We start from the raw sequence: 6,195 nt of genomic DNA on the forward strand, positions 1-6,195 counted from the left end.
GGCTATTCGGGTGCTTGAGTCGGGGGCGTCAGTGCTCCGGCTTACGCTTTCAATACTGGGTGTCGAATGTATGTTCGGATACTCTGTGACAGAGGGAGGTGGGAGCCATGGCGGTCGTCGATGACCTCGCGCCTGGCATGGACGCCTCGCCTCCCAGTGAAGATTATGGCCGGCAGCCACCGCAGGATCTGGCCGCCGAACAGTCGGTGCTGGGCGGCATGCTGCTCAGCAAGGACGCCATCGCCGATGTGCTGGAGCGGCTGCGGCCCGGCGACTTCTACCGTCCGGCACACCAGAATGTCTACGACGCGATCCTGGACCTCTACGGCCGTGGGGAGCCCGCCGACGCGGTGACGGTCGCCGCGGAGCTGGACCGCCGCGGGTTGCTCCGCCGGATCGGCGGCGCGCCGTACTTGCACACGCTGATCTCGACGGTGCCGACGGCCGCCAATGCTGGCTACTACGCCGGCATCGTGGCCGAGAAGGCGCTGCTGCGCCGGCTCGTGGAAGCGGGCACGCGGGTGGTGCAGTACGGCTATGCGGGCGCGGAGGGCGCCGACGTCGCCGAGGTGGTCGACCGTGCGCAGGCCGAAATCTACGACGTAGCCGATCGCCGGCTTTCCGAGGACTTCGTTCCACTCGAGGACCTGCTGCAGCCGACGATGGACGAGATCGACGCGATTGCCTCGAGCGGTGGTCTGGCGCGCGGCGTGCCGACGGGCTTCACTGAACTCGACGAGGTCACCAACGGCCTGCACCCCGGGCAGATGATCATCGTGGCGGCGAGACCTGGTGTCGGGAAATCGACACTAGGATTGGATTTTTTGCGGTCGTGTTCGATCAAGCACCGCATGGCCAGCGTCATCTTCTCCCTGGAGATGAGCAAGTCCGAGATCGTGATGCGGCTGCTGTCGGCGGAGGCGAAAATCAAGTTGGCCGATATGCGTTCGGGCCGGATGAACGACGACGACTGGACGCGGCTGGCGCGGCGGATGAGCGAAATCAGTGAGGCCCCACTGTATATCGACGATTCGCCCAACCTCACCATGATGGAGATCCGGGCCAAGGCGCGCCGGCTACGGCAGAAAGCCGACCTGAAGCTGATCGTGGTCGACTACATGCAGCTGATGACGTCGGGCAAGAAGCACGAGTCGCGCCAGGTCGAGGTGTCCGAGTTCTCAAGGCATCTCAAGCTTTTGGCGAAGGAACTCGAGGTTCCAGTGGTCGCGATCAGCCAGCTCAACCGCGGTCCTGAGCAGCGCACTGACAAGAAGCCGATGCTGGCCGACCTTCGCGAGTCGGGATCACTGGAGCAGGACGCCGACGTCGTGCTGCTGCTGCACCGGCCGGACGCGTTCGAGCGCGACGACCCGCGCGGGGGAGAGGCGGATTTCATTCTCGCCAAACACCGCAACGGCCCGACCAAGACGGTCACCGTCGCCCATCAACTGCACCTGTCGCGATTCGCCAACATGGCGCGGTGAGGTTCGTCCTCCCTCTCTGGATGTCATCTGAATGTCATGGTGGACACGAAAGTGGGAATTTCGGACTCATCATGAGTTGAGGAAGCTCGGGCGGCGGTCACGCGGTCAGCGCCTTCAGCGCTGATTTCGCGGTGCTCGCCGTAGTCCTTGTCCTCGGCCGGGCCGGCCTCGATGCCGAAGCCTTCGGCGATGACGGAGATGAACGACCGGTTCATGGCCTTGCTCATGATGCAGGACAGGTACGCACCGGAGGATCCGACGAGGGCATCCGTCGTCGCGCACCAGCGGCGGGTCCAGGGACTGATCGGCCTGCGCGAATGCCAGCTGACGCCCGCTTCGGGTTCGATAGGCTTTCTGGGTGGCAGCCGATGTCGATGCCGCAGATGCCGCAGCCGCGGAGCCCTACGGCGGCCCGCTGCTGCGCCTGAAGTCGGCAATAGTGGATCGCAACCGGCAATTCGCAAACAGCCAGGCCCGGCGTCATCGAGTCCTCAACATCACCACATGGATGGCCGCCGCGGTCTGCGCCAGCTTCGCGGTGATTGAAGTGATGACGACCCGACTGTGGCCCATCGCGGGGTTCAACGTCGTGGCGGCCCTGATATTCGCGCTGGTTCCTCTGCTGTACCGCTTTGGTGAGCTAATGGCGCCGCTGACCCTGGTTGGCATCGCCGACGTGTTCATGATCGTGGTCGGCTGGACGGTCGGGACCCACACGGGGGTCGCGTTCTTCTTCGTGATGTCGGGGCTAGTGGCGGTGATGGTGCTGGGCACCGAGCACATCGTGACGGCCTCCCTTGTGGTGACCAGCAGTGCCGCTCTGATCATCACGATCAACTATGTCCGGCCCGTTCGCACCCGCGCGCAGCCGGTGTGGGCAATGGATCTCGGCTTTGCGATCTCGGCAGTCGCCGCCTGTGGAATGGTGATGGCGACGGTCTGGTACACACAGCGCGAGATGGACGGGGCGAAGCGAGCGATCGAGCTGGAGCACGAACGCTCCGAGGCGTTGCTCACCAACATCTTGCCGACCTCTATCGCAGCGCGGCTCAAGGACCCGACGACCACGATCATCGCCGACAAGTACGACGAAGCCTCGGTGTTGTTCGCCGACATTGCCGGCTTCACCGAGCGCGCCAGCCGCTCCACGCCGGAGGAGCTGGTGACTCTCCTCAACCGCGTCAACAGCGAATTCGACCGTCTCGTCGAGCGCCACGGGCTGGAAAAGGTCAAGACCACCGGCGACAGCTACATGGCGGTCAGCGGCGTACCGCAGCCGCGGCCCAATCACTTGGAGGCGCTCGCATGTCTTGCGCTCGATTTGGCCGACGCGTCGAACAGGCTTACCGACCACGTCTGCCAGAAGGTGCCCATCCGCATCGGACTGAGCGTCGGTCCCATGGTGGCCGGCGTCGTTGGCACCAGCCGATTCTTCTACGACGTGTGGGGCGATGCAGTCAATGTCGCCTCCCGCATGGAGTCCACCGGCGTCGAAGGGCGGATTCAGGTCCCGCTCGACGTGTACGAACGGCTCAAGGGGGAGTTCGTATTTGAGGAACGCGGCGACGTCGTGGTGAAGGGCAAGGGTGTGCTGCGCACCTGGTTCCTGGTCGGCCGGCGTGCGTCCGACGCGGTTGGTCAGCCATCGCGACAACCAGCTGTTCAGGGTGAGGGGCAGTGACGGCACCCGTAGCCGTCGGACCCCAGACCGCACACTCGGCGAACACTGCCCTAGGACAGGATCGATCGGCATCGATCAGCTATGGGCCAACCGGGCGCCCAGCTCCGAAGCGGCTGTCGCGCAACAACAAATGAGAACGGACATCCGGCCAAGATTTCATGACGGTTTCGGTTGGGCAAAGGTACTGCAGCTTACCCGGGATGCGAGGGCCGATACCGCGTGTTTGGTTTTAGTGTTGGCTGCTATGGCCCGACTGAGGAATTACGTGAAGCGCTGGGGCGCAGCGCTTCACGTAATGCTGTCGGCAGTGCTGGTTGGCGTCCTCGGACTCGCCGTCGCCCCGGTGGCTCATGCGGCCGCAGTCGCGGCGACGTTCACCGTGGAACATACGTGGCAGACGGGTTTCATCGCCCGCTTCGCCGTCACCAACGGGAGCATGGCGCCGTTGAGCGATTGGAAGCTCGAATTCGACATGCCGGCAGGACAATCCGTCGTGCACACGTGGAACAGCACCGTTACCCAATCTGGCACGCACTATGTTCTGTCCCCCGCGAATTGGAATCGGGTCATTGCACCCGGCGGTTCAGCCACGGGTGGCCTACGAGGCGTGCTGACCGGCACCTACACGCCACCGTCGAATTGTGTGCTCAACGGGCAATATCCCTGTAGCTAGTCCCGACTGCGCACTGAGGCTCGACGGCCTGCAAGCACCAAGCTCAGGGCCGCAACGATCGCCAGCAACGGGTGCACGATCCGGTCGCGCATGTCGACCGGTACCACCCCGAACAGGTCGGCGCCGTGGAACACCTCGAGAACCGTCGCCGCCGCGTACACGGCCCCGACCACCGCGACGGCCGGCCAGGCCGCACGCGGCAACGCGACTCCGACCGCTAGCACTGCCACCAGCAGCAATTGCCAAACCGACCGCCACCCGTCACCGGGCAGAGCGAAGTTCGCGCCCGCCGCCAATGTCGACACCGCCCGCGCCGCCAAAAACATCCCGACCACGACGCAATACCAGCGTGGCGCGTGGACCACGCCGAACCAACCTGTACGCATCAGACACTCCCGCACTCGGAACCGTTACTGCCACGGTGGCAGTAATCAGAGGGTGACTATACTGCCACCATGGCAGTAACGAAAGGTGTCGCCAGTTCAGTCCGTCCGGCAGCCCCGCGGCGGCGGCGCGCCCCCGCCGACGCGCGTCGCGAAATCATCGACGCCGCAAAGGAATTACTCGCCCACCAGCCAGCGCACACGGTGTCGGTCGCCGCCGTCATGGCTCGGACGACGCTCTCGCGCAAATCGTTCTACGTTTACTTCCGCGACCGTAGCGAACTCCTCGAGGCCCTCGTGCGGCCACTGCGTGCCGACGCCGACGCCGCGCTAGAGCGATGGCGCCTCGCCGAGGATCCCGTCGCGGTCGGGCGGACAGCGTTGGCCAGCGCAGCGCGCACCTACCGGCGCCATAGCGCGATCCTGCGGGCGGTCTTCTGGTCGTCGATTGACGACCCGGACATCGAGGCCGCACGTGCCGGACTGATCGATCCTGTCGTCGCGGTCGCCGAGACCGTCATCGACCGCTTAGGCGCCGATCTCCCAGACCCACACCAGACGGCCCTCGCCCTCGTCACCATGAACATCCATCGGATGCTCGCCCTCACGCCGGAAACCGGCGACGACGAACTCGACGAACTGGTCGACACCCTGGCCACTATCTGGGAGCGGACCATCAACACGGCATCGCACGCGACGAAGCCGCCCCGTTAGCGCAACGATCACGCACCGCGAGAACCCCTGGGCCGCAACGTCTAACAGCGCAAGCGGCCGACTACCGCGGTTGTTTTGGCACGTAGACGGGTGGCTCGGTGGTCAGGTCGATCATGCTGTCGACGGTAAAATCGTCACGAAATGTGACCTGTTGGGAGTGGCTGATTCCACGTGCGCTGTAATGCATATGGCCGGTGACGTGGACCTTCATAACGTTGGGGTCTAGGTCGTAGTTCATATGGTCCGTGCTCTCCAGCTTGATCAGGTCGGCGCTGTCGGGGTCGATGCCAGTGTTATAGAGGAGCGGACAACCGCCGGGCGGACAGCAGCCGACCGGCGGCGGGGCGCCCTTGAAGCAGTAGTGGAGCCTTTTGTCGAGGGCCTCTAACGAGGCCTGCCGGCCGGCGTCATTGAGCGCGATCACGGGTGTGATCGTCGGCGGATTGGCCGCGGTTAGCGCTTCGAGCAGCAGCGGTGTGGTGGCTGCGCCGATGTCGATGTAGCGGTTAGACGAGGAGACCTGCGGTGTCCCGGGGAACACCGAGATGGGGCTGGCGCCGTTGGTAAGGCCCCCGCCGACGGTGAGAGCCTTCATTGCAGCCGCGGCATTCGGCGGTGCGGCGATTGTGATCGCGATGGTGGTGGAGTCCAGCTTCCACTGGCCATCTTTCTTGTGGACCGTCATCACCGTTTGCGAGGGAGTGGGTCCGAAATGGGCCGAGAGGACGACACGCTGGGTGTCGGGCGGGGTGTCCGGACTTTGCGCCGGGTCGTTGGTGACGGTGATGTCGGTGATCGGCGTCGCCGAAAGTTGGTCGGTGAGGGCCTTGTCGGTAACAAGCTGCGGAGTTGCGGGCGGTTGGACTCCCAGCGAGAGGGCGGTGCGGGCATCGCCCGTGGCCAGCGCCTCCAAATAGTGCTGGCCGGCCTGGCGGGCGGCTTCGCGGTCTTGGGCCGCGCGCTGGGCGGCGTCGGGTCCGCCGAGTTTGGATACCGCGAAAGCGCCGGCGGCGACCAGGACGGCGAGCACGATAACCGCCGAAACAGCTGAGATCACAAGGCGTTTGCGGCCACGCTTTCTTGGCGGTGGCCAATGCGGCGGCGGGATGGGGTAGCCACTGCCCTGCGGGGGCGGGAATCCGGGCCCCGTCAGGGGAGCGCTTGCGGTAGAGGCGGTCGGCGGCGTCGGGCCCTGGGCGGCGTGATGGCGGCCGGCGTCGCTTCCGCAGAACTTCAGGAGTGAATCCAAGCGGTGCGTTT

At 65.0% G+C, this 6,195-nt stretch carries 6 protein-coding genes and 1 pseudogene; 4 read left to right on the forward strand and 3 right to left on the reverse strand.

What is annotated here, in order from left to right; translation table 11 throughout:
- The first annotated feature begins 107 nt into the window (after nt 1-107).
- Nucleotides 108-1,484 carry a replicative DNA helicase gene (gene dnaB, locus A5744_RS22435; RefSeq protein WP_076064576.1) on the forward strand — a complete coding sequence of 459 codons (1,377 nt, stop codon included), beginning with the start codon at nt 108-110 and terminating at the stop codon, nt 1,482-1,484.
- 107 nt (nt 1,485-1,591) lie between these two features.
- Here the strand turns inward: dnaB and A5744_RS22440 are convergent.
- Nucleotides 1,592-1,750 (reverse strand): annotated as a pseudogene (locus A5744_RS22440) (NAD(P)(+) transhydrogenase (Re/Si-specific) subunit beta); the annotation flags it as partial.
- Between the two features lie 173 nt (nt 1,751-1,923).
- On the opposite strand from A5744_RS22440, the gene A5744_RS22445 reads away from it, so the two are divergent.
- Nucleotides 1,924-3,165: an adenylate/guanylate cyclase domain-containing protein gene (locus tag A5744_RS22445; RefSeq protein ID WP_346425769.1), complete on the forward strand. Its 1,242-nt coding sequence runs from the start codon at nt 1,924-1,926 to the stop codon at nt 3,163-3,165.
- A gap of 244 nt (nt 3,166-3,409) precedes the next feature.
- A complete protein-coding gene (locus tag A5744_RS22450) occupies nt 3,410-3,838 on the forward strand; it encodes a cellulose-binding domain-containing protein (protein ID WP_076064577.1) in 429 nt (142 codons plus the stop codon).
- Here A5744_RS22450 and A5744_RS22455 read toward each other — a convergent pair.
- Nucleotides 3,835-4,224, reverse strand: coding sequence for a hypothetical protein (locus A5744_RS22455; RefSeq protein WP_139331461.1), 390 nt, complete (start codon nt 4,222-4,224; stop codon nt 3,835-3,837). The genes A5744_RS22450 and A5744_RS22455 overlap by 4 nt on opposite strands.
- Before the next feature lie 69 nt (nt 4,225-4,293).
- Here A5744_RS22455 and A5744_RS22460 point away from each other — a divergent pair, with 69 nt between their 5' ends.
- Complete coding sequence (locus tag A5744_RS22460) at nt 4,294-4,935, forward strand: TetR/AcrR family transcriptional regulator (RefSeq protein ID WP_076064579.1); 642 nt, start codon at nt 4,294-4,296, stop codon at nt 4,933-4,935.
- Nucleotides 4,936-4,996: 61 nt separating this feature from the next.
- On the opposite strand, the gene A5744_RS22465 is transcribed toward A5744_RS22460, so the two are convergent.
- The coding region (locus A5744_RS22465) for a hypothetical protein (protein ID WP_205866335.1) at nt 4,997-6,195 on the reverse strand (1,199 nt) is incomplete at its 5' end.

It is taken from the genome of Mycobacterium sp. IS-1264 (genome assembly GCF_001954195.1).
Classification (GTDB): domain Bacteria; phylum Actinomycetota; class Actinomycetes; order Mycobacteriales; family Mycobacteriaceae; genus Mycobacterium.